This window comes from Bradyrhizobium cedriense (genome assembly GCF_054602315.1).
Window position 1 is genome coordinate 639,231 of the sequence record NZ_JBTSWB010000004.1, and the last position, 24,332, is coordinate 663,562.

Sequence of the window (24,332 nt, forward strand, 5' to 3'; positions counted from 1 at the left end):
TCGTTGCGTCCGGGCGGCATGCGTCGTTTCGCAGGGTAACGCTTGGATGAAGGCAGGCCTCAAACATGGACCAGCAGAAACTCGATCGCGCGATCGGCCGCCGCCTGAAGACGCTGAGGACGCAGGCGGGCATGACGTTGAACGAGCTTGCGGCGCGCTCCGGCGTCAGCCGCGCCATGATCGGGCGGGTGGAGCGGGCGCAGAGCAGTGCTACGGCTGCGCTGCTCGGAAAACTCTGTGCGGCACTCGACGTCTCGCTGAGCGATGTCGTCGCTCTGGCCGAGAAGCCGCCGGAGCGCTTGGTGCGGCTCGCCGACCAGCCGCATTGGCGCGATCCCGAGAGCGGCTATCGCCGCCGCCACGCTTCGCCGACCGATGCTGCGAGCGGAATCGAGATCATCGTCGTCGACCTGCCGGCTGGCTCGCGGGTGCCGTACAGCCCCTGGGGTCGCAACGCCTTCACCCAGCAGCTGCTGATGCTGGAGGGCGCGATCGCCGTGCATATCGATGCCAAGGCGGTGCGGCTGCGCGAGGGCGATTGTCTGGATTTCGACGTGATGCGCGCTGTGATCTTCGAGAACGAAACGAAGCAGGACGCGCGCTACATCATCATCACGCGGCGCGGCGCCTCCTACGGGAAGATGTGACATCATGGAGTGGAGACCCTAACGATGCAGATCCGCACCGGCGACACCTACGATCCCCGCGTCATCGCGCTGCTCGACCATCACGTCACGGCAGCGCGGGCGCAGACCGCGCAGGGCAGCGCGCATGCACTCGATCTCTCCGGCCTGCGCGCGCCTGATATTTCGTTCTGGACCGGTTGGGACGGCGAGGCGCTGGTTGCAGTGGGCGCGCTGAAGATGCTCTCGACGCTGCACGGCGAGGTGAAGTCGATGCATACACTTCGGATCACGCGTCGGCGCGGTTTCGGCGGCCAGATGCTCCGCCACATCATTACTGAGGCCCGCGCGCGCGGGATGACGCGTCTCAGCCTCGAGACCGGCTCGTGGGACTATTTCAAGCCGGCGCACGCGCTCTACCAGGCGCACGGTTTCGTCGCCTGCAGCCCGTTCGAGGGCTATGTCGAGGATACCAACAGCCTGTTCCTGACGCTCGACCTGTCGGGGCCGGCGCGCCGATAGTTCAGGAGCACGTCTCCTCGATCTTGTCGCGCACGCGCTCGGGCGCGATGTCGCGGGCCGCTTGCGTTCCGAGTCCGGCTTGATATCGAGCCGTTCGGCGATCTGGGTCGGCAGGCGGGCGACCTTGGTCTGCCCATGATCCCAGCAGGCTGACCCGGCGCTTCCTAGCCGTAAGGCACGCAATGATGAGCGGCGCCCCTCAAAATGAGTTGCGTACCTCAAAACACCTCTGCTAGCCTTCAGTCATGGCCGAGACGCTCACCACGACTGCGCTGACCCTGAAGGACATCGCCCGCGAGGCCGGCGTCAGCCTCGCGACGGTCGACCGCGTCCTGCATAACAGGCCCGGCGTGCGGCCCGACACGGTTCGGCGTGTTAAGGCAACGATCGAGCGCAATGCGTTCCAGCCGCATGTGGCCGCTGCCGAACTCGCCCGCGGCCGTGCCCGCCGTTTCGCCTTCGTGATGCCGTCGGGGCCAAACCCGTTCATGCAGCAGATCGAGGCCTATCTCGGCGAGATGGCGGCCTGGCTGGCGGCCCGCCGCCTGGGCGTTGAGACAATCGCAACGGATGTGTTCGACCCCTCCGCGCTCGCGGCCTCGCTGGAGGCCCTGTCGGGTGATTACGACGGCGTCGCCGTTGTGGCGCTGGACCATCCAAGTGTTCGCGCCGCCATCAACGATCTCGTCGATGCCGGCACCAAGGTGGTGACGCTGGTCTCGGACGTGCCGTCCTCGCGCCGTCACCATTATGTCGGCATCGACAATATCGCGGCGGGGCGCACCGCCGGCGCGCTGGTCGGGCGGCTGGTCGGCCAAAGGTCCGGCAAAGTTGCGATCGTCGCGGGCTCGCAGGGCCTGCGCGATCATGCCGAGCGCATCTTCGGCTTCAACCAGGTGATGGCGACGGAATTCCCCGATCTCGGCGTGCTGCCGGTGCTGGAAGGGCGCGACGAGGACGAACGTTCCGAGCAACTGCTGGGGCGGCTGCTCGGCCGCCATGCCGACATTGTCGGTCTCTATAACGTCGGTGCCGGCACGCAAGGCGTCGCCAAGGCGTTAGGGGACCAGGCATCGAGCGGTGCCGGCCGATACAAGCAGGTGGTGTTCGTCGGGCACGACGTCACCGCGCTGACACGGCGGCTGCTGCTGCAGGGCGTGATGGATGCTGCGATCTCGCAGAACCCCGGACATGAAGCGCGCGCGGCCGTGCGCGTGCTGCTGGCGCTCGCCCGCGGCGAGCCGATCTTGCGCGAACAGGAGAAGATCAGGATCGACATCGTGATGCGGGACAATATGCCTTAGCGGCAGCTGGATTTCGAATGGGCCCGCTGCCGGGAAAGCGACGCAAGATCGCGCACCGCAGCAGGCGAAAGGGAGGATAGCGTGTATCTCGGGATCGACATCGGCACATCCGGTGTGAAGGCGGTGCTCGTGAGCGAAGCCGGCGCGGTCCTCGCGACGACGGCGCGCGAGCTTGCGCTATCGCATCCGGCGCCGCTGTGGTCCGAGCAGGATCCCGATGCCTGGGTCGATGCCGCGATCGGTGCGATCGACGATCTCGCTGTCCGCCTTCCGCGCGAGGTTGCGCAGGTTCGTGGCATCGGGCTGTCAGGTCAGATGCATGGCGCGACGCTGCTCGGCGAGGACGGCCGGCCGCTGCGTCCGGCCATCCTCTGGAATGACGGTCGTTCGCAGGCCGAATGCGCCACGCTGGAGCGGCGCTGTCCCTCGCTGCGCACGATCGCCGGCAATCTGGCGATGCCCGGCTTCACCGCTCCGAAACTGCTGTGGGTCGCGCGGCATGAACCCGAGATCTTCGACCGCGTGGCTAAGGTGCTGCTGCCGAAGGCTTATGTGCGCTATCGCCTCACCGGCGAGATGGTCGAGGACATGTCGGACGCGGCCGGCACGCTGTGGCTCGACGTCGGTCTGCGCCGCTGGTCGGCCCTGCTGCTGCACGCCACCGGGCTCGATCTGCACCACATGCCGCGCTTGGTCGAGGGCAGCGCGGCGAGCGCGGTGCTCGCGCCGGAGTTCGCGCAGCGCTGGAACATGGCGAAAGACGTCGTGGTCGCGGGCGGCGCCGGCGACAATGCCGCGAGCGCGATCGGGCTCGGCGCAATTGCGCCGGGCGACGCCTTCCTGTCGCTGGGCACGTCCGGCGTCGTGTTCCGCGTCACCGACCGCTTCGCACCGGCCCCGGCTTCGGCCGTGCATGCCTTCTGTCACGCGTTGCCCGGCCTGTGGCACCAGATGGGCGTAATGCTCTCGGCGGCGGCCTCGCTCGCGTGGCTCGCCGGCGTGATGGAGACGCCGGCCGCAGCGCTCCTCGCGCCGCTCGGCGAGCGCGTCGATGGACCAAGCCCGATCAGATTCGTGCCCTATCTCGACGGCGAGCGCACGCCGCACAACGATGCCGCCGCGAGCGGGGCCTTCGTCGGCTTGCGCGGCGCGACCGGGCGCGGCGAGATCGTGCAGGCCGTGCTCGAAGGGGTCGCTTTCGCCGCGCGCGACAATCTGGCGGCGCTGAGTGCGGCAGGCGGGCCGGTCACTGAACTCGATCTTGTCGGCGGCGGCTCGCGCTCACCGCTGTGGGCGCAGATCTGCGCCGACGTGCTCGGCATTCCCGTCCACCGCGTCGAGGAAGGGGACGTCGGCGCCGCGCTCGGTGCCGCACGGCTCGGCCGCATCGCCGCGACCGGCGAAGACGCAACGGAGGTCTGCACCCGTCCGCGGCGGCTCGCGACCTTCACGCCCCGCTCCTCCATCGTTGCGGCCTATGACGAGGCTTATCGGCGCTGGCGCGCGCTCTATCCCGCATTGAAGGAGACTGCCTGAGTGAACGTGTCAGCCAAATTCTTCGAAGCAAGCGCACCCATCGCCTTCAGCGGCAAGGATGCGGGACAAGCCGCCTTCCGCTGGTACGACAAGGACCGGCTCGTGCATGGCCGCCGGCTCGAGGATCATTTGCGCTTTGCGGTATGCTATTGGCATTCGTTGTGCTGGCCTGGCAGCGATCCCTTCGGCGGAGAGACGTTCCTGCGGCCGTGGCATCACGGCACCGACGCGATGGCGATGGCGCGCGCCAAGGCTGACGTCGCGTTCGAGCTGTTCCGCCTGCTCGACGTGCCCTTCTTCACCTTCCACGACGTCGATGCGGCGCCGGAAGGCGCCACGCTCGCGGAGTCCGTTGCCAACCTCAACGCGATCGCCGATCTGTTCGAACAGAAGATGGCCTCCGCAAAAGTGCGCCTGCTGTGGGGCACCGCAAACCTTTTCACACACCGCCGTTATATGGCGGGCGCCGCGACCAATCCGGACCCCGATATCTTCACCTATGCGGCGGGCCAGGTCCGCGCCGCGCTGGAGGTGACGCACCGACTCGGTGGCGAGAACTACGTGCTGTGGGGCGGGCGCGAGGGCTACGAGACGCTGCTCAATACCGATCTCAAACGCGAGCTCGACCAGCTTGGCCGCTTCCTCTCGCTCGTGGTCGAGCACAAGCACAAGATCGGCTTCAAGGGACCGATCCTGATTGAGCCGAAGCCGAAGGAGCCGACCAAACATCAGTACGATTTCGACGTCGCCACCTGCTACGGCTTCCTCGAGCGCTACGATCTCCTGGACGACGTCAAGCTCAACATCGAGCAGAACCACGCCATCCTCGCCGGTCACTCCTTCCATCACGAGGTCGTGCTTGCCGAGGCGCTCGGTGTCTTCGGCTCGCTCGACATCAACCGGGGCGACGATCTGCTCGGCTGGGATACCGATCAGTTCGCAATGAACTTACCGGAGCTGGCGATGGTGTTTCACGAAATCCTGAACCGCGGCGGCTTCACCACGGGCGGGCTCAATTTCGACGCCAAGATCCGCCGTCAGTCCATCGATCCCGACGATTTGATCCATGCCCATGTCGGCTCGATGGATGCTTGCGCGCGTGCCTTCCTCGCCGCCGCCGACATGATCGATGCCGCGGTCCTCACTGAGCCGCTTGCCAAGCGTTACGACGGGTGGGCCAGCCCCGAGGGTCGCGCCATTCTCGGCGGCCAGCGCTCGCTCGCCGACCTCGCCGACCGCGCCATGAGTCCCGGCTTCGACCCGCAGCCGCGCTCGGGCCGGCAGGAATATCTGGAATCCCTCGTCAACCGCTACGTCTGAGGAAGACCGCTGATGGCAAAGACGGACGCAACACCGGTTCTCGAGTTGACCGGCATCGGCAAGGAGTTCGGCGCGATCCGCGCGCTGCACGATGTCGACATGCGGATCCTGCCCGGCGAAGTGGTCGGCCTGATGGGCGACAACGGCGCGGGCAAATCGACGCTGGTCAAGATCATCGCCGGCAATTTCCGCCCCAGCCTTGGCGATATCCGCTTTGCCGGCAATGTGGTCCATTTCAACCGCCCGGTCGATGCCCGCGAGGTCGGCATCGAGGTCGTCTATCAGGACCTTGCGCTGGCCGACAACCTGACGGCAGCAGCCAACGTCTTCCTCGGCCGCGAGCTGAAGCGCAAATTCGGGCCCATCACCCTGCTCGACCACAAGGCGATGGCTGCGCGCGCGCTGGAGCTGTTCGGCGAGCTGCGCTCGGAGACGCGCCCCGACGATCTCGTCAAGCAGATGTCGGGCGGCCAGCGTCAGGCGGTCGCCATCGCGCGAACACGGCTCTCCAATGCGCGGCTGGTGATGATGGACGAGCCGACCGCCGCGATCTCGGTGCGGCAGGTCGAGCAGGTGCTCGGCCTGATCCACCGGCTGAAGGAGCAGGGCGTCGCGGTCATGCTGATCTCGCATCGCATGCCCGACGTGTTCGCGGTGTGTGACCGCGTCATCGTCATGCGCCGCGGCGAGAAGCGTGCCGACAAGCCGATCCACCAGACATCCCCCGAGGAGATCACCGCCCTGATCACCGGCGCAAAGGAGGCGGCGTGATGACCATGCCTATGGAAAGTCCGATCAGCTTCACCAATGTCGGCCGGATCAGGTGGTGGCAGCGCGGCATCTTCGCCTCCCAGACCGGCTATGTGCTGCTCGCGCTGGCGGTGCTGCTGGTGATCATGCATTTCGCCAGCCCGTACTTCTTCACCGAAGGCAACATGCAGAACGTGGCGAAGAATTTCTCCTTCATCGCCATTGCGACGCTCGGCGTTACCTTCGTGATCATCACCGGCGGCATCGACCTGTCGGTCGGCTCGATGATGTGCTTTTCCGCCATGATCACCTCGATGGTGATGACCGAGTTGTCGGCGCCCGGCTCGCCCGTGGGCGCGCTGTTCGTGCACATGGCGGCCGACGGCAAGACCGTTGTTGCCAACATGCCCGGACTGATCCTGCTGGTCTCGATCCTCGCCGGGCTCGGCGTCGCGCTCGTCGCCGGCCTTGTCAACGGCTTCTGCATCGCCGTGCTCGGCCTGTCGCCCTTCGTCACCACGCTCGGCATGCTCTCGATCGTGCGTGGGCTCGGCTACGTCGTCTCCAACGGCCGCGGCAGCTTCCCGGGCGGGCCGGACGCCGATTACTTCTACGCAGCAACCTCGGGCGACGTCCTCGGCGTGCCCGTGCCCTTCATTTATCTGATGATCCTCGCGCTGGCGATGGCGGTGGTGCTGCACCACACCAGCTTTGGCCGCCACGTCTTCGCGCTCGGCGGCAACGAGAAGGCGGCTGAACTCACCGGCATTCCGGTGGTGCGAGTAAAGATCGAGGTCTATGTGATCTGCGCGCTCGCCGCAGGCCTCCAGGGCATCATCATCTCCGGGTGGCTGGGATCGGCGCCCGCCAACATGGCCACGTCCTACGAACTCAACGTGATCGCCGCGGCTGTCATCGGCGGCGCCAATCTCGCCGGTGGCATCGGCGGCCCGCTCGGGGCCATCGTCGGTTGCGTGCTGCTGGAAGTGATTCGTAACGGGCTCGTGCTGGCGCAGGTCAGCTCCTACTGGCAGCAGACGCTGGTTGGCGTGATCATCATCCTGGCCGTGCTGGTCGATCGCATCCGCTCGCGGATGATCTGACGTACGTCGTTCCGGGAGGGCAACGAAAATGTCGCCTGTCCACTTCCCGGACGTATCTCGAAAGGATGGGCCAGAGAAGGGTGGAGGAGACGATGAGGAAATTTCTTCTTGCCGGCATCGCGGTTGCGATGATGGCAACGCCGGCATTTGCCGCGAACTACCGCTTTGTCATCGTGCCGAAGGCGATGAACAATCCGTTCTTCGACTTCGCACGCGACGGCTGCCTGAAGCGCGCAAAGGAACTCGGCAACATCGAGTGCATCTACAAAGGGCCGGTGGAGCACGAGCCGGCGACGCAGGCCCAGATCATCCAGGACTTTGTTACCCAGAAGGTCGACGGACTCGCCATCTCGGTCGCTGACGTCGCGGCCATGACCAAGTCGATCGAAGCGGCGACTGCCGCCGGTATCCCTGTCATCACTTTCGATGCCGACGCACCGGGCTCCAAGCGCATCGCCTATATCGGCACCAACAACAAGGAATTCGGCGTCGCACTCGGCAAGCAATTGCTGAAGATGCGGCCCGATGGCGGCAAGTACGCGATGGTCTCGGGAGGTCCCGGCGCCAAGAATCTCGCCGAGCGGGTCGACGGCGTGCGCGAGGCGCTGAAGGGCTCGAAATGGACCGAGGTCGCGGGCTCGCCGACCTTCTGCAACGACGATCCCGCGCTCGCGGTCCAGCAGATGACCGATATGCGCACCGCAACGCCCGACCTCGCCGCCATCGTTCCGATCGGCGGCTGGCCGATGTTCGCCCCCGAAGGTTTCAAGGCGTTCGCCTCCCGGAATAAAAAGGACATCGATTCCGGCAAGTTCACGCTTGTCGTTGCCGACACGCTGAAGATGCAGCTCGAGCTCCTGCGCGACGGTTACGCCAATGCGCTGGTCGGCCAGCGTCCGTTCGAGATGGGCGAGAAGGTCATGGACACGCTGCTCGCCATCAAGAAGGGCGAGAAGGTACCGGAGATCGTCTACACCGGCCTCGATCTGGTGACCAAGGACAACGTCGCGCAGATGTTGAAGTAAGAGCGCCGCCAGCCCCGCGCTCCTGCATGCCTCTTCCGCTTGCGGTTTGCGCAAGCGGGAGAGATGATCTCTTCCGGAAGAAGACTGCTGGAAGGCAATGAAATGAAACGTTCGCGGCTCGGCGCTCTCGATGTCACCTCAATCGGTCTCGGTTCCGCGCCGCTCGGCGGATTGTTCGCGCCCGTAAGCGATGCCGATGCGCAAGCGACGATCGAGCGTGCCTGGTCGCTTGGCGTGCGCTTTTTCGACACCGCGCCGCTCTACGGCTTTGGCCTTGCCGAGCGGCGGCTGGGCGCTTTCCTGCGACGGCAGCCGCGCGACTCCTACGTCATCTCGACCAAGGTCGGCCGTCTGCTGCGCGCACCGGATGGCGCGGCCGCCGAGGACGAGCACTACAAGGGTACGCCGCGCGAGCGCCCGGTGTTCGAGTTCAGCTATGACGGCGTAATGCGCTCGGTCGAGGAGAGCCTCGAGCGCCTCGGGCTCGACCGCGTCGACGTCCTGCTGGTCCACGATCCCGATGACCATTATGACGACGTCGTCGCCAGCGCGTCCCGCGCGCTGCAGCGCCTACGCGAGGACGGCACGGTCAAAGCGATCGGCGCCGGGATGAACCAGTCGGAGATGCTGGTGCGCTTCGCCGAGGCCGTGCCGTTCGATTGTTTCCTGCTCGCCGGACGCTACACCCTGCTCGATCAGGGCGCGCTGAATGCGCTGTTTCCGCTCTGTCAGACCAGGAACATCGGCATCCTGCTCGGCGGCATCTACAACAGCGGGATCCTGGCCAATCCGCGGACCTCCGCCAAGTTCAACTATCAGGATGCCGATGCGGGACTCGTTGCGCGGGCACTCGCGCTCGATGAGCTCTGCCGCAAGCACGGCACCGATCTGAAGGCCGCCGCGGTCCAGTTCTGCATGGCGCATCCGGCCGTGACGGTGGCCGTGATGGGCGCGCGCAATGAAGCGGAAGTGATCGAGAACATCGCGATGTCGGAGCGCGCGGTGCCGCCGGCGTTCTGGCAGGAGCTGCGTGCACGAGAGCTCGTCGATGCGCGGGCACCGCTGCCAGGCGGGGTGTAAGGCATGATCATCGACGGCCACCAGCATTTCTGGGACCCGGCACGCGCCGACTATCCCTGGATGGAGGCGGTCGAGCTCGCGCCGATCCGTCGCGCCTTCGGTCCCGCCGATTTCGCGCCGCTCATGAGGGCCAACGGCATCGACGCAAGCATCCTGGTGCAATGCCGCGCCGCGCTGGAAGAGACCGAGGAATTCCTGCACATCGCGCACGAAAATCCCTTCGTCGCCGGCGTCGTCGGTTGGGCTGATTTGACGGATGGCGCCCTCGACGAAACGCTTGATTGCCTGCGTGCCTTGCCCGGCGGCGGCAAGCTGGTGGGGATTCGTCATCAGGTCCATGATGAGGCCGATCCGGATTGGCTGCTCCGCGAGGATGTCCAGCGCGGCCTCACGGCTGCGTTCGCCCGCGATCTCGCCTGCGATCTCCTCGTCCGCACCCGCGAGCTGCCAGCCGCTATTGCAACGGCGCAGGCCTTTCCGCAGGCACGGTTCGTGCTCGACCATGCTGCCAAGCCGCCGATCGCCGACGGCGGCAGCGCCGAATGGACCGACCGCATCGCAGCGCTGGCGGCTTGCGGCAATGTGTGGTGCAAGATCTCGGGCCTGGCGACCGAGGCCATCTGGAATGACTGGGATGCCGAGCGGCTGTTTCCGTTCGTCGAGCACGCGGCAGGATGTTTTGGCGAGGACAGGCTGATCTACGGCTCCGACTGGCCAGTGTGCCTGCTTGCCGGAAGTTACGGCGAGATCAAGACCGCGCTGGAGACCTGTCTGGCGAGGCTTGGCCCGCGCGTGCGGGACAAGGCCTTTGGCGTGAATGCGAAGCAGGCGTATCAGCTGCCTGTTCCGGCTTAGCGCGAAGCGCCGGCGTCCTCCTGCCTCTCCTGCAGAGCAGGAGAGGCAGCGGCGGGGGCGGCGCACTCTCCAGGCCTATTCCGACATTGGCTTGTCGGAGATGTCCCAGTCCTTGCCGGTGAAGGTGGAGATGAACAGCGTCTTCATCGGCGTGTAGTCCTCGGGCGTGTAGCTGTAGGTGACGCCATCGAGGAAGTAGGGCGAATGGAAGCCTGCGAGCGTCGAGGCCTGCTTCAGCACGTTGGCGCGGGTCAGTTCGTCGCCGCAGCGGCGCAGGATCTCGCCCATGGTCACCGCCTGGCCGTAACCGGCAAAGGCGATGGTGTTGTCGGGGTCGATCGCCGGCGTGTACTTCTTGCGCAGTTCCTCGAACGCCATCACGTCGGGGTCCTTCTCCCATTTGGGCAGGCCGACCTCCTTGTTGTAGCGGATGGCGACGATGCCGGTGGCGTTCTCGAGGCCTGCGGCACTGAGGATCGAGCGGCCGGTCGAGCCGGCGGAAAGAAGCTGCAGCGGCTTCCAGCCGAGCTCGGCCACTTTACGAATCGACTGCGACGACGCCTTGCCGGTCGAGATGTTGTAGAACACGTCGGCGCCGGATTTCGAGAGGTTGATCAGCTGGGAATCGACGGTGGGCTCTGTGAGATCGTAGGTCTGCTCCATGATCACCTGAGCGGTGCCGCCGGCGTCGGCCAGCACCTTCTTGAAAGGTCCCAGGAAGTCGCGGCCGAAATCGTCGTTCTGATAGAGAATGCCGATCTTGGCATTCGGCTTCACGCTGACGACGTGCCGGGCAAGGATGCGCGCCTCGGTCGGATAGAGCGGCAGCCCCGCCATCGTCCACTTGAACTCTTTCGGGTTGTTCCACTTCGATGCGCCGGTGTTAAGCAGCAGCTGCGGCACGCCCTTGGAGTTCAGGTATTTGTGGACGGCGGTCTGCGGCGCGGTGCCGAGCGAGCCATAGAGCGCCAGCACTTCCTCTTGCTCGACCAGGCGCCGCGTCGCCTCGACGCACTTCGGCGCGCTGTAGGCGTCGTCCATGGTGAGGAATTTGACCTTGCGTCCGTTGATGCCGCCCTTCTCGTTCAGCATCTGGAAGTAGGCCTCGCCGATCCGCCCGAGCACCCCGTAGAGCGAGCCGGGGCCGGAATGCGGCACGGTCTGGCCGATCTTGATTTCGGTGTCGCTGGCGCCCGCATCGTATTTCTTGTTCGCGGCCCAGACATAAGGTGCGGGCAATGTGGATGCGGCGATGGTGGCGAGCGCGCCGGCGCTGAAATCGCGCCGCGATGGATTCTTCGTCATTATTTGTTTCTCCCTAGCGAGAGCATTGTGCTGGCATCGTAGCTCGGCCCGCAAGTGGGAAGTCGCAGCTTTGCGACGCAATGACGCTCAAATCGCTTGAAATCCAGCGCCTAGACTCAAGTTTTCTCGGCGACGACGACGAGGCCGCGCACCGGCTCGTTGTTCTCGATGCGCGGCGAGGCCGGCTCCAGCGTCAGCAGCTTGAGGTCCGCGTTGGCGATCGCGCCGCGGACATATTCCGCGGAGTGGGCATAACGCAGGCCTTCGCCAAGAACGATGCCGTTGCCATCGTGCGTCTCCAACGTGAAGGCGAGCACGCCGCTGGACACGAGCACGCGGCAGGCTTCGGTGAGCACCGGTGCGAGATCGGAGAGATAGACGAAGGCGTCCGCGGCGACGATGAGGTCTGCGCTCGCGTCGGCCTTGCCGCGCAGGCTCTCGATCATGTCGGCGACTTCGAGCTCGGCGTAGAGCTTGGTCGCACGCGCCTCCCTGATCATTCCGGGAGATAGATCGATGCCGATGAAATGATCGACCTGCTTGTTGAAGGCAGCGGCCGCGAGCCCGGTGCCGCAGCCGAGATCGATCGTGCGCTTGAAGTAGGCGGGCTTCTTGGCGGCGCCGCGCGCGGCCAGCACCGACCTGAAGATCAGCGCGGGCGCGCGATAGCCGAGATCGTTGATCAGCGCGTGCTCGAAGTGTGGCGCATATTGATCGAACAGCGTCTGCACATAGGCCTTTGGCATCTCCGCCATCTCTGCGACGCCGAGCCGCATCAGGCGCAGGCCGGCGCCGTGTCGATCCTCTGGATCGGAGTCGAGCGACTTGCGAAAGGCCGTGATCGCCTTGTCGCGCTCGCCGAGCTGCTGACGGATCTCGCCGAGCGTGAACCAGGCCGAGGTGAAGTTCGGCGCAAGTTCGATCGTCTGTTCCAGAAGGTCCGCGGCGGCCAGCAGATCTCCCTTGAGTTGGAGGTCGCGCGCGAACTCGAAACGGCGGTCGGCCATGAGATCGCCAGAGGACAGGAACAGGCGCAGGGGCATCGAGGAACCGGGAGCCGTCATTGCCGGACTTGTCCCGGCAATCGATCAAAAAGGAAACTCTTTAGAGGGATGGACACGCGGGTCAAGCCCGCGCCTGACGGGTTCATTTGGGGCGGCCGCTCCCTATATGACCGTCATGCGTCCGCAAGACATCCTGCTGCCAGTCGCGAGCGGCCTGTGCTGCAAGCCCGGCGGCTTCCATATCGACCCTGTCCGCCCGGTCGAGCGCGCCGTGATCACCCACGGCCATTCCGACCATGCCCGCGCCGGCCATGGCGCGGTGCTGGCGACGCAGGAAACGCTCGACATGATGCGGCTGCGCTACGGCGACGACTTTGCCGGATCGACGCAAGTCATCCGCTATGGCGAGGAGATCCGGCTCGGCGATGTCCGCGTCAGGTTTCATCCGGCCGGCCATGTGCTGGGCTCGGCGCAGGTCGCGGTGACGTGCAAGGACACCTGCATCGTGGCCTCCGGCGACTACAAGGACGCGCCTGACCCGACCTGCCCGCCGTTCGAGCTGGTGCCATGCGACGTCTTCATCACCGAGGCGACGTTCGGCCTGCCGGTGTTCCGGCACGGCGATGCAGCCGACGAGGTGAAGAAACTGCTCGCGTCCGTCGCGCTGTTTCCGGAGCGCGCGCATCTGGTCGGCGCCTATTCGCTTGGCAAGGCCCAGCGCGTGATCGCACTGCTACGCCAGGCCGGCTATGATGCGCCGATCTACCTGCATGGCGCGATGGAGAAGATCACCGAGTACTACCAGGGCCGCGGCATCGAACTCGGCGAGCTCAGGCCGGTGAAGGGCGTGAAGAAGGCCGCGCTCGCCGGAACCATCACGCTGGCCCCGCCGTCGGCGACTTCCGATCTCTGGACGCGGCGCTTTCCCGATCCGGTCACTGCCTTCGCGTCGGGGTGGATGCGCGTCCGTGCCCGGGCGAGACAGCGCGGTGTCGAACTGCCGCTGGTGATCTCCGACCACGCCGATTGGGACGGTCTCACCGCCACGATCGGCGCGACCGGCGCCAGCGAGATCTGGGTCACCCACGGCCAGGAAGACGCGCTGGTGCATTGGTGCCAGAGCAAAGGCCTCAAAGCGCGGCCGCTCGATCTCGTCGGTTATGGCGATGAGGAGGAGAGCGAGGCGCCGATCCAGGGCGAGGCCGAGGCATGAACCGCTTCGCCGAACTGCTGGACCGCCTCGCCTATGAGCCCGGCCGCAACAACAAGCTTCGCCTGATCACCGGCTATTTTCGCGAGGTCGGCGATCCCGACCGCGGCTATGCGCTGGCCGCGCTGACCGGCGCGCTCAGCTTCAAGCACGCCAAGCCGGCACTGATCCGCGATCTCATCGCAGCGCGCACCGATCCGGTGCTGTTCGGGCTCTCCTATGATTATGTCGGCGATCTCTCGGAGACGGTCGCGCTGATGTGGCCAAAGGCCGAGCTCGCCGCGCACAACAACCCGCCACCCCCGACGCTCACCGAGGTCGTCACCACGCTGCGCACGCTCGGAAAGACCGAATTGCCGAAGCAGCTCGAGCGCTGGCTCGATGAGCTGGATGAGACGGGCCGCTGGGCACTGCTCAAGCTCGTCACCGGCGCGCTGCGCATCGGCATCTCCGCGCGCCTCGCCAAGACCGCGGCTGCCGCGCTGGGCGACAAGGACCCGCATGAGGTCGAGCTGATCTGGCCGGGCCTTTCGCCGCCCTATCTCGACCTGTTCGCCTGGCTGGAGGGACGCGCCGAAAAGCCCGTCAATCGCGATCCGGCTCCGTTCCGGCCCGTGATGCTGGCGCATGCGATCGAGGACACGGATTTCGCCGCGCTCGATCCCGCCGATTACATCGCCGAATGGAAATGGGACGGCATCCGCGTGCAGGCAGTGGCCGGCCGCGACGATCGCGGCCACATCACGGCGCGGCTCTATTCGCGCACCGGCGAGGACATCACGGGCAACTTTCCTGATCTCGTGCCGTCGCTGCGCCTGCCCGGCGCGATCGACGGCGAGCTTCTGATCCTGCGCGAAGGCCGCGTGCAGAGTTTCAACGTGCTGCAGCAGCGCCTCAACCGCAAGGTTGTCTCGCCGAAGCTGATCAAGGATTTTCCAATTCACTTGCGTGCCTATGACCTGCTCGGTGATGACGAGAGCGATCTGCGCGAGCTGCCTTTTGCCGAACGACGTGAACGGCTGGAGAGATTCGTTGGGAAGCTTGACGATCCCCGCATCGATCTGTCGCCGACCGTGCACTTTGCGAACTGGGACGCACTCACCGCGGCGCGTGCCGATCCGGCGAGCGCAGGTGCCGGCGAGGATGCCGACGCCGTCGAGGGCGTGATGCTGAAGCGCCGCGATGCGCCTTATCTGCCCGGGCGGCCCAAGGGCCAGTGGTGGAAGTGGAAGCGCGATCCGCACATCATCGACGCCGTGCTGATGTATGCGCAGCGTGGCCACGGCAAGCGCTCGTCCTATTACTCCGATTACACTTTCGGCGTCTGGACCGAGGGCGAGACGGGCGACGAACTGGTGCCGGTCGGCAAGGCCTATTTCGGCTTCACGGACGAGGAACTGCTCCAGATCGATCGCTTCGTCCGGCGCAACACCACGGAAAAGTTCGGTCCTGTGCGTCATGTCGTGCACGAGGGCGAGAAAGGGCTCGTGCTGGAGGTCGCGTTCGAGGGTCTGCAGCGTTCGCCGCGACACAAGTCCGGCGTCGCCATGCGCTTTCCCCGCATCAGCCGCCTGCGCTGGGACAAGCCGCCGCGCGAGGCCGACCGGCTGGAAACGCTGGAGAATATGTTGAAGGCGGAAGCGGCGGAGATTGATGTGTGAAGCGTGAGGCTTGAAGCTCGATGTCGCCGCGACGACAGTCCGCTCCCTCTCCCGCAAGCGGAGAGGTTAAGGGGCCCGCGGCCGGCGACGCGCCACGACCGAAGCTCTGTTGCTCGCGCGAATTAAACTCCAGTAACCCGATTGACGCCCCATTGCGGGTTCCCCATGTGCCTCGCCGTGCCCTATAATGGGGTCGAATCCCCTGAGGAGTTTGCGATGGTCCAAGACGTCAGAGATTTGCCGGCCGGCCGCAGCGACGGCCTGCACCGCTTTCTCGGCGGCTCCCCGCTGGCGGTCGCGTTTCGCCTGGTCCTGCTCTCGATCCTGGTCGGCGTTGTGCTGGCCGCGATCGGCTTCGACCCCTGGAACATCATCTACAGCATTCGTCTGCTGTTCCAGCGTCTCTGGGATCTCGGCTTCGATGCCGTGAATTGGCTGTGGCGCTACTTCCTGCTCGGCGCCGTCATCGTGATCCCGATCTGGCTGCTCTCGCGCGTCTTCGGGACGCCGCGCGGCCGGTGAGATCCTGAGGGCTCGCCGCCGATGCAATTGCGCTTTGTCGGCTGCGGCGATGCTTTCGGTTCTGGCGGCAGGCTCAACACCTGCTTCCACGTCTCCGGGCGCGAGGCCAACTTCCTGATCGATTGCGGCGCGTCGGCTCTGCCGGCGCTGAAGCGGCTCGAGATCGACCGCAACGAGATCGATCTGATCCTGATCACGCATTTCCACGGCGACCATTTTGGCGGGCTACCGTTTGTCCTGCTCGACGCGCAATTCTCGCGGCGGACGCGGCCGTTGACGATCGCGGGTCCGCAAGGCATCGCGGCGCGGCTTGCCCAGGTCATGGAAGCGCTGTTCGAGCATTCCTCAAAGGCCAACCAGCGGTTCGAGCTGAAAGTGATCGAACTCGCCCCCGAGCAAAGGCAAAGCTTCGGTCCGGTGACGGCGACACCCTATCCGGTCGTGCACGGCGAATCCGGCGGGCCATTCCTGGCTTATCGGGTCGAGGCCGAGGGGCGCACGCTCGCCTACAGCGCCGATACCGAATGGACGGAGGCGCTCATTCCGCTGGCGCATGGCGCGGACCTTTTCATCGCGGAAGCCTACATGTACGAGAAGGTGGTCAAGAACCACCTCAGCCTGAAGACCTTGGAACAGCATCTGCCCGACATCGGCGCCAAGCGGCTCGTCCTCACCCATATGAGCGAGGATATGCTGTCGCGTCTGGACGAAGTGCCGCATCTCGCTGCAGAGGACGGCATGGTGCTCGTGTTCTGACATGCACGCACCGGTTCATCCCAGGATCGGCTCGCGCCAGGTCTTCGCCATCGCCGGGCCGGCGATGGTCGCGAACCTGACCACGCCGCTGATCGGCGTGGTCTCGACCATCGCGGTCGGACGGCTCGACGATGCCGCGCTGCTCGGGGGCGTTGCGATGGCCTCCGTCATCTTCGACTGCCTGTTCTGGCTGTTCGGCTTCCTGCGCATGAGCACGCTCGCCTTCACCGCACAGGCGCTGGGCGCCGGCGAGACGCGCGAGCAGACCGCGATCCTGGTGCGCGGCTTCATCGTTGCCGGCCTGATCGGCACCGGGCTGATCGCGCTGCAGCTGCCGCTGACCTCGGTGCTGTTCGACCTGATGGGCGGCAGCGAAGGCGTGACACGCGCGGCGAAAACCTATTTCATGATCCGGATCTGGTCATCGCCATTCGCCTTCGCCAATTACGTCGTGCTCGGCTGGCTGGTTGGACAGGCCCGCGCCAATCCCGCCCTTGCGCTCCAGGTCGTCATCAACCTCATCAACATGGTGGCAACGATCTTGCTGGTGCTTGTCTACGACACCGGCATTGCCGGCGCGGCGATCGCCGCGCTGCTCTCGGAGACGATCGGCTTCGTCCTGGGCGTGATCGTCTGCCGCCGCTATGCCGCCGGAGGCTTCAGGGTACCCCGCGCAACGCTGTTCGATCGCGCAAAACTGATGCGTCTGCTGGCAGTGAACTCCGACATCATGATCCGCACCGCGGCGCTGATCGCAGTGTTCCTGTTCTTCACCGCCAAGGGCGCGCGCGCCGGCGACGTCACGCTGGCGGCGAACTCCGTGCTCAACAATTTCCTCCTGGTCAGTGCCTTCTTCCTCGACGGTCTCGCCAACGCAGCCCAGCAGCTCTGCGGCCGCAGTTTTGGCGCGCGCGACGCCAAGGGATTTGCGGATTCGACTAGGCTGGTACTGCTCTGGGGTCTCGGTTTGGCAACGGTCGTCGCCGTGCTGTTCGCGCTGTTCGGGCCCAACCTGATCAATGTCATGACGGCGAGTGAGGACGTCCGCCGCGCCGCGCGCGACTTCCTGCCGTTTATCGTGCTGGCGCCGATTCCCGGCGTGTTTGCCTTCGGCTTCGACGGCATCTATGTCGGCGCGACCTGGGCGCGGGAGATGCGCAATCTGATGCTGGCCTCGCTAGTGATCTTTTTCGGCGTCTGGCTGGCGCTGCAATCTTTCGGCAATACTGGACTGTGGAGCGCGCTGATCGCGTTCTACGTCGCCCGCGGCGGCTTGCAGGGCGCGCGCTATCCGGCGCTGTACCGGTCGACGTTTTCGAAGCCGTAGGCGGAGCGCAGCGAGAGAATGTTCGTGCCCCCGGGAGCAGCGCACCACGCCGAAGACGGCGCGCTGCGCTGCATCCGGGTACGAGGGACTTACATCCCCGGCCAGTCTTCCGCCGTGAGGGTAGCCGCATCGGCACCAACGATTTCGGACAAGGAGTCCCGCCCCGTGCGGAGCAGCGTCGAGGCGAGATCGCGCTTGATGTCGTCGACGAGGCCGAGGCCTTTGTACACCAGCGAGGAATAGAGCTGGATCAGGCTGGCGCCGGCACGGATCTTCGTCAGCGCGGCGCCGCCGGAGTCCACACCGCCGACGCCGATCAGCGGGAACGCGCCCTCGACGCGCACATAGGTCTCGGCGACCATGCGCGTCGACAGGCGAAACAGCGGCCGGCCGGACAGGCCGCCCTGTTCCTTGGCGCGCATCTCCTCGCGCAGCGTGCTCGGCCGCGCGATGGTCGTGTTCGACACGATCATCCCGTCGACCCGGCGGGAGCGCGCGACCTGCACGACATCGTCGAGCTGGGCAAGGCTCAGATCCGGTGCGATCTTCAAGAGCACCGGCGTGTCGCCGGCCTTCTGCCGCACCCGCTCGCGCGCGTCGATCACGCGCGCGAGGAGCTCGTCGAGCAGTGCGCCTTCCTGCAGGTTGCGCAGTCCGGGCGTGTTCGGCGAGGAGACATTGATGGTGAAGTAGCTCGCCACCGGCGCGAAGGTCTCGATCAGCTTGACGTAGTCGGCGACGCGATCCGGCGAATCCTTGTTGGCGCCGACATTGACGCCGACGATGCCGCCGTGCTGGGCGCGCGCGGCGAGCCGGCGCAGCGCAACCTCGGCGCCGTCGTTGTTGAAGCCCATGCGGTTGATCACGGCCTCGTCGCGCTCCAGACGAAACAGTCGTGGCCGCGGGTTGCCCGCCTGCGGCTTCGGCGTGACCGACCCGATCTCGACGAAGCCGAAGCCGAGTCGCAGCAGTGCGTCCGGCACCTCCGCGCTTTTATCGAAGCCTGCGGCCATCCCGATCGGATTGGGAAAGTTGAGCCCGAAGGCGCGCACGGCGAGCTTGGGATCGTCGGGGCGCGGCTTGACGGGCGGCAGGAAGCGCAGGCCCTGGATCGCGAGGCGATGCGCATCCTCCGGATCGAGCCAGCGCAGCACCGGCAGCGACAAGGCGTCGAAGGCGCGGATCACGGGGCAAGCTCCGGAACGTCGTGACCGCCGTCCGAGCGCGTGTTGAGGTTCATCACCGCGAGCACCGCGCCGAGATCGAGCTCGCCATAGAGATGCGGAAACAGCTCGTCATTGCGCGAACGTTCCCAGCGCAATTCGCTGCCAAGCGCATCGCCGTCGACTTCGACCAGGAACAGCGCACGCTGCCCGAAATAATGCTTCCGCAGGGTCTCGGGAACCTGGGCTGCGGTCGAGAAATGGATGAAACCGTCGCGCGAATCGTCCGCGCTGCCCCTGTAGACACCCTGCCGTTCCGCCTCGCGCCAGGCCGAGGCCGGACAGATTTTGTAGATCTTGACCACCGCTTCCGCAGCCCTGTTTGCTCTTTGAGTCTCTTGGGGTTTTTCGTTTCGAACGGGTCCTTCAAACCCGGCGCGACCGTAAAGGCCGCCCCCTCCGAACTCAAGGGTTACAGCCATCTCCGCTCCGATGAAATTTGGGGCGGACTCCAAACTCCTGTTTTGACGCGCTTTCTCGACGCAAACCGGTCTCGACTTGGCCTGGCAGGTCTCCGCCGCCGCCTCTTGCGTGAAAAACGGAAAACCGGTTGATTTGAGGACAGTTTTCCTGAGTTGCGACGGGCTGGACCTTCGATGGTCAGACAGGCCAAAGCGCAGAGGATGCTGACCCACGACCAGATCTGGGGCGCGCTGGATCGGCTGGCGGCGCGAGCTGGACTGTCGCCATCTGGGCTCGCCAAGCGCGCCGGGCTCGATCCCACTACCTTCAACAGGTCCAAGCGTGTCACCTCCGAGGGGCGCGCGCGCTGGCCCTCGACCGAATCGATCGCGAAGGCACTCGCGGCGACCGACGCCTCGATGGAGACCTTCGCCCGACTGGTCGACAATGGCGACGCCCGCGATAGCCGCATGGTCCCGCTGCTCGGCTTCGCGCGCGCCGGTGCGAGCGGTGCGTTCGACGACGCCGGCTCGCCGGCCGGAAAGGATTGGACCTCGATCAGGCTTCCGGCCTCCGCCGATAGTCGCAGCTTCGGGCTGAAGCTCTCCGGCGAGGCCTTTATGCCGATCTACCGAGATGGGGACATCATCCTCGTCTCACGCGACAGACGAATCCGGGGCGGCGATCGGGTCTTGCTGAAAACGACGGCAGGCGAGCTCGTGGTCGCGACGATGAAGCGCCGCAGCGCGACAGGCCTGGAGTTGCTGCCGCTCGGTGCAACCCACAGCGAGCGCCGACTGGCGGCCGGCGAAGTGGCTTGGGTCGCGAAGATCATTTGGGCGAGCCAGTAAACGTCCCGTTCATCTCAAGGGCAGGATCGCGCGGAGTCCGGGTTCCAACGAGCTTGCGACTCAGAACACCGCTCGCATAGGTTCCCTGCGCCAATTTCTGGCAAACATGCATTTCTGGGGAAAGATCATGAATCGTCGTCACGCATTGATGGCCCTTGCCGGTCTCGCGCTCTGTCCGGTCTGCAAACCGGCCTTTGCCGCCGAAGGTGCGCACTGGAGCTACGAGGGTACCGGTGGCCCGGCGAAATGGGGCGACCTCGACACGGCGAACAAGGCCTGCGGCATCGGCCTGCAGCAATCCCCGATCGACATCGAGGCGACGGTGAAATCGCAATTGCCGGCGCTGAAGCTGAATTGGGGCAAGAGCGCCGACACCATCGTCAACAACGGCCACACCATCCAGCTCAATTTCAGCGAAGGCAGCACGCTCACGCTCGGCGACACCAAGTACAAGCTGCTTCAGGTGCACTTCCACCGCCCGAGCGAGCACATGATCGGCGGCAAGAATTTTCCGATGGAAGCGCACTTCGTTCATCGCAACGAAGCCGGCGGTCTTGCCGTGGTCGGCGTGCTGATGACGGAAGGCCGGCAGAACCCGGCGTTCAGCAAGATCGTCAAGACCATGCCCGCGAGCGAAGGTCCGGCGGTGAAGGCCGATGCTGGCATCGATCCGCATGCGATGCTGCCGGCCCAGCTCAGCTACTACCGCTATCCCGGCTCGCTGACGACGCCGCCCTGCTCGGAAGTGGTCGAATGGCTGCTGTTGACGACCCCAATCCAGGTGTCGGCCGCCGACGTCGCGGCGTTCGCAAAGCTCTATCCGATGAACGCGCGCCCGGTGCAGAAGGACAACCGGCGCTACGTGCTGAAGTCGATCTGAGGCGTCGGCCCATCGTAGCCCGGATGAGCAAAGCGACACCCGGGTGCGGTGCTCGAGACGTCCCGGATATCGCTGCGCTCATCCGCGCTACGAGTTTGCCGCTTGTCTACGCGCTCCGCGCCAGTGCGCCGTCGATCATGTTGACAGCGTTCTGAAGGCCGTAGACAGCGACGAAGGAGCCGAAGCGCGGACCCTTCTCCTGGCCGAGCAGCACCTGGTAGAGCATGTTGAACCAGTCGAGCGTGACGCCGGGGCGGCCGTCCTTGCCCTTCTTGACCTGGTCGAGGAAGGGCTCGCGACGGCCGATCTCGTAGACGACGTTCTGGATGTCTTCCGCGGATGACTCCTGCGGAAGCTGCGACAGCGCATCGCGCAGATCCTGAAGCGCGGCGCGCTCGGTCTCGGTCGGCACCCGGAACTGCTTCGTCGGCGCGACGAAGTCGCGATAATAGTTGATGGCGTAGCCGACCATCGCATCCAGCTTGGGATGCGTCTGCGGGCTCACGCCGGGGCGGTAGCGGCCGATGAAGCCCCACAACGTCTCGGCATTCTCCGCATTCGACGACGACACCAGCGTCAAGAGGAGCTGGAAGGTAACGGGCATGTCGCCCTTCGGCGGATTGCCGTTGTGGATGTGCCAGACCGGATTGCCCAGTTGCTGCTTGGCGTCCTGCTTCGCAAAGCCATCGATGAACTGCTGATAGTCGTCGACGTTGCGCGGGATGACGTCGAAATACAGCCGCTTGGCAGCCTTCGGCTCGCGATACATGAACAGCGACAGCGATTCCGGCGAGGCGTAACGCAGCCATTCGTCGATGGTGAGGCCGTTGCCCTTCGACTTCGAGATCTTCTGGCCCTTCTCGTCGAGGAAGAGCTCGTAGTTGAAGCCTTCCGGCGGCGTGGCGCCGAGCGCCCTGGCAATCGCGCCGGAGAGCTTAACGGAATCGATGAGATCCTTGCCGGCCATCTCGTAGTCGACGCCGAGTGCGACCCAGCGCATCGCCCAGTCGGCCTTCCACTGGCACTTGACGTTGCCGCCGGTGACGGGCGTTTCAACTTCCTGATTTGTGTCTGGATCGACATAGGTCACGGTGCCGGCGGCGACGTCGCGGCGGATCATCGGCACCTGGAGCACGACCCCTGTGGACTTGCTGATCGGCAGGAACGGCGAATAGGTCGCGCGGCGGTCCGGCCCCAGCGTTGGCAGGATGATCTCCATGATCTTGTCGTAGGCCGCGAGCATCTTGAGCAGCGTCGCGTCGAAGCGGCCTGACGTGTAGTAGTCGGTCGAGCTCGCGAACTCGTAGTCGAAGCCGAAATGATCGAGAAAGGCGCGCAGCCGCGCATTGTTGTGGTGGCCGAACGACGGATACTCGTTGGAGAACGGATCCGGCACTCGCGTCAGCGGCTTGCCGAGATGCTCCGCCAGCATCTCCTTGTTGGGAACGTTGTCGGGTACCTTCCGAAATCCGTCCATGTCGTCGGAGAAGGCGAGCAGGCGCGTCTTGATCTTGTCCTCGGTCAGCACGCGGAACGCATGGCGCACCATCGAGGTGCGTGCGACCTCGCCGAACGTGCCGATATGCGGCAGGCCCGAGGGACCGTAGCCGGTCTCGAACAGCACCTCGTCCTTCGGGCTTTTCTTCAGCCGCGCGACAATGGCCTTCGCCTGCTCGAACGGCCAGGCGTTGGATTGTTCGGCGAGCGCACGAAGATCGCTCGGGTTCGCGGCAAGATCGACAACGGACATCAGGGGCCTCCGGGCCGCGGAAAATAGCGATTTCCGGGCCAAATGCAAAAACGGTCTTGGTCGTCGTTCCTGGGCGATGCGCAGCATCGAACCCGGAATCTTGAGATTCTCAGGTGCGCAATTGCGCACCATAGTTCGCGCTTCGCGGCGCCCCGGAATGACGATCGACTGGTTAGAACGGGCTCACCGAGAAATAGCGCAGCCACAAATCGGTATAGCGCCCTTTCTCCCAGACGCGGAACAGTGCCCAGTTCAGGGCCTGGCGCAGCACGTCGTTGCCCTTGCGCACGGCGATGCCGATCCCTTCGCCGAAGAAACGGCTCTCGACGAAGGGACCGCCGGAGAAGGCGCAGCAATCGCCGGAATCGGTGCCGTTGACCCAGAGCGCCAGCGCGATGGCGTCGCCGAAGATGAAATCGACCTCGCCCCTGCGTAAAGCTGCGCGCATCGCGTCATCACCGGGATAGGCATGCAGTTCGGCGTCGGTGAACATCGCCTTGAGATAGGCCTCATGCGCGGAGCCGGCGATGACGCCGACCTTCTTGCCCTCGAGATATTCGGGCCGGATCTCCGGCATCACCGCGTCCTTTCGCGAGACGAAGCGCGCAGGCACGCGGTAATAGGGATCGGTGAAGTCGACCCGCGCGCGCAGTTGAGGGCTCACCGCCATCGAGGCGATGATGGCATCGCCCCTGTTGGAGGTGAGCGCATCGACCAGGGTCTCGAAGCGGCGCATCTGTACGGTGCAGGTGACCTTGATCTCCTCGCAAAGCGCGCGGGCGAGATCGACGTTGAAGCCGGCCGGATTGCCGTCCGCGCCGGTGAAATTGAACGGCGGGTAGTCGGTCTCTGTCAGGAAGCGGATCACGGTCAGGCGCGACAGGTCCGGCCGCTCCGGCCGCCGGCGAGGGTCCCAAAAGCCGGGCACGGCCTGCGGGGCCGCCTGGGGGGCGACCTGCGTGGCCTGGGGCGCCGCTGGGGGGCGCTTGGCGGGAGCCTGCGCCTCGGCGCCGGGCAGTCCTGTGAGCAGGCAGGCGCCGATGACCAGCCCCGTCAGCAAGCTACGGGCATATTTAGACGATTTCGCCTGTTGCGATGGAGCCATCGGCCGGAAATGAACGAATTTCGTTGGGATCGGAGGGCCTTATAGACCATCCCGGCGGGAACGCGAGCCCGGAATGCGGCGACGGTCGTCATGCCGGGCTTGTCCCGCCTGCGCGGCCGAAGCCGCTTCGGCGAGGCGAAGGCCCGGGCATCCACGTTCTCCGTCCCGCGGGCTTAGGCGTGGATGCCGGGTCAAGCCCGGCCATGACGATGTGGAAG

General features: G+C 65.4%; 23 protein-coding genes. 17 read left to right on the top strand and 6 right to left on the bottom strand.

Going from position 1 to position 24,332, the window contains the following annotated elements; genetic code table 11:
• Window positions 1-65: 65 nt before the first annotated feature.
• The 10 genes from ACYCVF_RS19620 (at window position 66) to ACYCVF_RS19665 (ending at window position 10,118) form a co-directional block, all read left to right on the top strand.
• Window positions 66-647: a helix-turn-helix domain-containing protein gene (locus ACYCVF_RS19620; RefSeq protein WP_459599060.1), complete on the top strand. Its 582-nt coding sequence runs from the start codon at window positions 66-68 to the stop codon at window positions 645-647.
• Window positions 648-671: 24 nt separating this feature from the next.
• Window positions 672-1,145, top strand: a complete 474-nt coding sequence (locus ACYCVF_RS19625) for a GNAT family N-acetyltransferase (RefSeq protein WP_459599062.1) — start codon at window positions 672-674, stop codon at window positions 1,143-1,145.
• Between the two features lie 245 nt (window positions 1,146-1,390).
• Window positions 1,391-2,449, top strand: a complete 1,059-nt coding sequence (locus tag ACYCVF_RS19630) for a LacI family DNA-binding transcriptional regulator (protein ID WP_459599064.1) — start codon at window positions 1,391-1,393, stop codon at window positions 2,447-2,449.
• A gap of 81 nt (window positions 2,450-2,530) precedes the next feature.
• Window positions 2,531-3,985, top strand: coding sequence for a xylulokinase (xylB, locus tag ACYCVF_RS19635; RefSeq protein ID WP_459599066.1), 1,455 nt, complete (start codon window positions 2,531-2,533; stop codon window positions 3,983-3,985).
• The gene (xylA, locus tag ACYCVF_RS19640) at window positions 3,986-5,305 is read left to right on the top strand and encodes a xylose isomerase (RefSeq protein ID WP_459599068.1); all 1,320 of its coding nucleotides are present in this window, start codon (window positions 3,986-3,988) and stop codon (window positions 5,303-5,305) included.
• 12 nt (window positions 5,306-5,317) lie between these two features.
• Window positions 5,318-6,076 carry an ATP-binding cassette domain-containing protein gene (locus tag ACYCVF_RS19645; protein WP_459599070.1) on the top strand — a complete coding sequence of 253 codons (759 nt, stop codon included), beginning with the start codon at window positions 5,318-5,320 and terminating at the stop codon, window positions 6,074-6,076.
• On the top strand, window positions 6,076-7,158 hold the full coding sequence (locus ACYCVF_RS19650) for an ABC transporter permease (RefSeq protein ID WP_459599074.1): 1,083 nt from the start codon (window positions 6,076-6,078) through the stop codon (window positions 7,156-7,158). The genes ACYCVF_RS19645 and ACYCVF_RS19650 overlap by 1 nt, the downstream gene beginning before the upstream one ends.
• Window positions 7,159-7,250: 92 nt before the next feature.
• Window positions 7,251-8,183 carry a sugar-binding protein gene (locus ACYCVF_RS19655; RefSeq protein ID WP_459599076.1) on the top strand — a complete coding sequence of 311 codons (933 nt, stop codon included), beginning with the start codon at window positions 7,251-7,253 and terminating at the stop codon, window positions 8,181-8,183.
• A gap of 102 nt (window positions 8,184-8,285) precedes the next feature.
• The gene (locus ACYCVF_RS19660) at window positions 8,286-9,263 is read left to right on the top strand and encodes an aldo/keto reductase (RefSeq protein WP_459599077.1); all 978 of its coding nucleotides are present in this window, start codon (window positions 8,286-8,288) and stop codon (window positions 9,261-9,263) included.
• A 3-nt stretch (window positions 9,264-9,266) separates the two neighbouring features.
• Window positions 9,267-10,118 (top strand): amidohydrolase family protein, encoded by an 852-nt coding sequence (locus ACYCVF_RS19665; RefSeq protein ID WP_459599079.1) that lies wholly within the window; start codon window positions 9,267-9,269, stop codon window positions 10,116-10,118.
• Window positions 10,119-10,193: 75 nt separating this feature from the next.
• Here the strand turns inward: ACYCVF_RS19665 and ACYCVF_RS19670 are convergent, their stop codons facing one another.
• Together ACYCVF_RS19670 and ACYCVF_RS19675 are read right to left on the bottom strand one after the other, a co-directional pair.
• Window positions 10,194-11,423: an ABC transporter substrate-binding protein gene (locus tag ACYCVF_RS19670; RefSeq protein ID WP_459599081.1), complete on the bottom strand. Its 1,230-nt coding sequence runs from the start codon at window positions 11,421-11,423 to the stop codon at window positions 10,194-10,196.
• A gap of 116 nt (window positions 11,424-11,539) precedes the next feature.
• Window positions 11,540-12,466 (bottom strand): class I SAM-dependent DNA methyltransferase, encoded by a 927-nt coding sequence (locus ACYCVF_RS19675; protein WP_459599686.1) that lies wholly within the window; start codon window positions 12,464-12,466, stop codon window positions 11,540-11,542.
• 136 nt (window positions 12,467-12,602) lie between these two features.
• On the opposite strand from ACYCVF_RS19675, the gene ACYCVF_RS19680 reads away from it, so the two are divergent.
• The 5 genes from ACYCVF_RS19680 (at window position 12,603) to ACYCVF_RS19700 (ending at window position 17,903) form a co-directional block, all read left to right on the top strand.
• A complete protein-coding gene (locus ACYCVF_RS19680) occupies window positions 12,603-13,640 on the top strand; it encodes a ligase-associated DNA damage response exonuclease (RefSeq protein ID WP_459599688.1) in 1,038 nt (345 codons plus the stop codon).
• Window positions 13,637-15,298, top strand: coding sequence for an ATP-dependent DNA ligase (locus ACYCVF_RS19685; protein ID WP_459599083.1), 1,662 nt, complete (start codon window positions 13,637-13,639; stop codon window positions 15,296-15,298). The genes ACYCVF_RS19680 and ACYCVF_RS19685 overlap by 4 nt, the downstream gene beginning before the upstream one ends.
• Before the next feature lie 216 nt (window positions 15,299-15,514).
• Complete coding sequence (locus tag ACYCVF_RS19690; protein ID WP_459599085.1) at window positions 15,515-15,820, top strand: DUF6460 domain-containing protein; 306 nt, start codon at window positions 15,515-15,517, stop codon at window positions 15,818-15,820.
• 21 nt (window positions 15,821-15,841) lie between these two features.
• Window positions 15,842-16,576 carry an MBL fold metallo-hydrolase gene (locus ACYCVF_RS19695; RefSeq protein ID WP_459599087.1) on the top strand — a complete coding sequence of 245 codons (735 nt, stop codon included), beginning with the start codon at window positions 15,842-15,844 and terminating at the stop codon, window positions 16,574-16,576.
• Window position 16,577: 1 nt separating this feature from the next.
• Entirely contained in the window at window positions 16,578-17,903 is a 1,326-nt protein-coding gene (locus ACYCVF_RS19700) for an MATE family efflux transporter (RefSeq protein ID WP_459599089.1), read from the top strand.
• A gap of 89 nt (window positions 17,904-17,992) precedes the next feature.
• Here the strand turns inward: ACYCVF_RS19700 and ACYCVF_RS19705 are convergent, their stop codons facing one another.
• Together ACYCVF_RS19705 and ACYCVF_RS19710 are read right to left on the bottom strand one after the other, a co-directional pair.
• Window positions 17,993-19,090, bottom strand: a complete 1,098-nt coding sequence (locus ACYCVF_RS19705) for a quinone-dependent dihydroorotate dehydrogenase (protein WP_459599091.1) — start codon at window positions 19,088-19,090, stop codon at window positions 17,993-17,995.
• The gene (locus ACYCVF_RS19710) at window positions 19,087-19,431 is read right to left on the bottom strand and encodes a DUF952 domain-containing protein (protein WP_459599093.1); all 345 of its coding nucleotides are present in this window, start codon (window positions 19,429-19,431) and stop codon (window positions 19,087-19,089) included. The genes ACYCVF_RS19705 and ACYCVF_RS19710 overlap by 4 nt, the downstream gene beginning before the upstream one ends.
• A 291-nt stretch (window positions 19,432-19,722) precedes the next feature.
• Between ACYCVF_RS19710 and ACYCVF_RS19715 the strand changes: the two genes are divergently transcribed.
• Together ACYCVF_RS19715 and ACYCVF_RS19720 are read left to right on the top strand one after the other, a co-directional pair.
• On the top strand, window positions 19,723-20,379 hold the full coding sequence (locus tag ACYCVF_RS19715; protein ID WP_459599095.1) for a S24 family peptidase: 657 nt from the start codon (window positions 19,723-19,725) through the stop codon (window positions 20,377-20,379).
• Window positions 20,380-20,506: 127 nt separating this feature from the next.
• A complete protein-coding gene (locus ACYCVF_RS19720; protein WP_459599097.1) occupies window positions 20,507-21,259 on the top strand; it encodes a carbonic anhydrase in 753 nt (250 codons plus the stop codon).
• Between the two features lie 106 nt (window positions 21,260-21,365).
• Here ACYCVF_RS19720 and ACYCVF_RS19725 read toward each other — a convergent pair whose 3' ends face one another.
• Together ACYCVF_RS19725 and ACYCVF_RS19730 are read right to left on the bottom strand one after the other, a co-directional pair.
• A complete protein-coding gene (locus tag ACYCVF_RS19725; protein ID WP_459599099.1) occupies window positions 21,366-23,009 on the bottom strand; it encodes a lysine--tRNA ligase in 1,644 nt (547 codons plus the stop codon).
• Between the two features lie 172 nt (window positions 23,010-23,181).
• Entirely contained in the window at window positions 23,182-24,114 is a 933-nt protein-coding gene (locus ACYCVF_RS19730) for a transporter substrate-binding domain-containing protein (RefSeq protein WP_459599101.1), read from the bottom strand.
• Window positions 24,115-24,332: the final 218 nt, after the last annotated feature.

Bases quoted from the DNA above. Each gene is read 5' to 3' on its own strand.
- ACYCVF_RS19715 (WP_459599095.1), top strand. From the start codon at position 19,723: ATGGTCAGACAGGCCAAAGCGCAGAGGATGCTGACCCACGACCAGATC.
- ACYCVF_RS19685 (WP_459599083.1), top strand. From the start codon at position 13,637: ATGAACCGCTTCGCCGAACTGCTGGACCGCCTCGCCTATGAGCCCGGC.
- ACYCVF_RS19625 (WP_459599062.1), top strand. From the start codon at position 672: ATGCAGATCCGCACCGGCGACACCTACGATCCCCGCGTCATCGCGCTG.
- ACYCVF_RS19690 (WP_459599085.1), top strand. From the start codon at position 15,515: ATGGTCCAAGACGTCAGAGATTTGCCGGCCGGCCGCAGCGACGGCCTG.
- ACYCVF_RS19620 (WP_459599060.1), top strand. From the start codon at position 66: ATGGACCAGCAGAAACTCGATCGCGCGATCGGCCGCCGCCTGAAGACG.
- ACYCVF_RS19720 (WP_459599097.1), top strand. From the start codon at position 20,507: ATGAATCGTCGTCACGCATTGATGGCCCTTGCCGGTCTCGCGCTCTGT.
- ACYCVF_RS19695 (WP_459599087.1), top strand. From the start codon at position 15,842: ATGCAATTGCGCTTTGTCGGCTGCGGCGATGCTTTCGGTTCTGGCGGC.
- ACYCVF_RS19665 (WP_459599079.1), top strand. From the start codon at position 9,267: ATGATCATCGACGGCCACCAGCATTTCTGGGACCCGGCACGCGCCGAC.
- ACYCVF_RS19670 (WP_459599081.1), bottom strand. From the start codon at position 11,423: ATGACGAAGAATCCATCGCGGCGCGATTTCAGCGCCGGCGCGCTCGCC.
- ACYCVF_RS19725 (WP_459599099.1), bottom strand. From the start codon at position 23,009: ATGTCCGTTGTCGATCTTGCCGCGAACCCGAGCGATCTTCGTGCGCTC.
- ACYCVF_RS19655 (WP_459599076.1), top strand. From the start codon at position 7,251: ATGAGGAAATTTCTTCTTGCCGGCATCGCGGTTGCGATGATGGCAACG.
- ACYCVF_RS19660 (WP_459599077.1), top strand. From the start codon at position 8,286: ATGAAACGTTCGCGGCTCGGCGCTCTCGATGTCACCTCAATCGGTCTC.
- ACYCVF_RS19675 (WP_459599686.1), bottom strand. From the start codon at position 12,466: ATGCCCCTGCGCCTGTTCCTGTCCTCTGGCGATCTCATGGCCGACCGC.
- ACYCVF_RS19650 (WP_459599074.1), top strand. From the start codon at position 6,076: ATGACCATGCCTATGGAAAGTCCGATCAGCTTCACCAATGTCGGCCGG.
- ACYCVF_RS19645 (WP_459599070.1), top strand. From the start codon at position 5,318: ATGGCAAAGACGGACGCAACACCGGTTCTCGAGTTGACCGGCATCGGC.
- ACYCVF_RS19630 (WP_459599064.1), top strand. From the start codon at position 1,391: ATGGCCGAGACGCTCACCACGACTGCGCTGACCCTGAAGGACATCGCC.
- ACYCVF_RS19730 (WP_459599101.1), bottom strand. From the start codon at position 24,114: ATGGCTCCATCGCAACAGGCGAAATCGTCTAAATATGCCCGTAGCTTG.
- ACYCVF_RS19700 (WP_459599089.1), top strand. From the start codon at position 16,578: ATGCACGCACCGGTTCATCCCAGGATCGGCTCGCGCCAGGTCTTCGCC.
- ACYCVF_RS19680 (WP_459599688.1), top strand. From the start codon at position 12,603: ATGCGTCCGCAAGACATCCTGCTGCCAGTCGCGAGCGGCCTGTGCTGC.